The 526-nt window shown below is 48.9% G+C and carries 1 protein-coding gene; it reads left to right on the top strand.

Going from position 1 to position 526, the window contains the following annotated elements; genetic code table 11:
* On the top strand, positions 1–473 hold a 473-nt coding region (locus GBI16_RS18340; protein WP_151707628.1), incomplete at its 5' end, for a CoA-transferase.
* Positions 474–526: the final 53 nt, after the last annotated feature.

Genomic DNA, 526 nt, shown 5'->3' with positions numbered 1-526 from the left:
AAGGTGAAGAAGACCCTGAACTGATCAACGCGGGTAAAGAATATGTGACCATGCTGCAAGGCGGTGCCTTTTTCCATCATGGGGATTCTTTTGCCATGATGCGTGGTGGTCACTTAGATATTGCAGTCCTCGGTGCCTTTCAAGTGGCAGCCAATGGTGACTTGGCCAATTGGCATACCGGTGCACCTGATGCGATTCCTGCGGTTGGCGGTGCAATGGACTTAGCTGTCGGTGCCAAGAAAGTCTTTATCACCACCGACCATGTGACCAAACAAGGTGAACCGAAGGTCGTGGCTGAACTGAGCTATCCAGCGACAGGTTTGAAGTGTGTAGACCGTATTTACACCGACCTGTGTGTGATTGATGTCACCGCAGAGGGTTTAAAAGTGATTGAGAAAGTCGACGGTTTAAGCTTTGCAGAATTGCAGGCCATGACGGGTGCAACTTTAGTGGATGCGACTCAACAGAATTAATGATTTGAATCCCCCTAAATCCCCCTTTGATAAAGGGGGACTTCCATCTTTCT

It is taken from the genome of Acinetobacter sp. TUM15064 (genome assembly GCF_008980265.1).
GTDB lineage: Bacteria > Pseudomonadota > Gammaproteobacteria > Pseudomonadales > Moraxellaceae > Acinetobacter.
The sequence above is the reverse complement of the archived record's forward strand: the minus strand, read 5'-3'. Positions and strand labels throughout refer to the sequence as shown.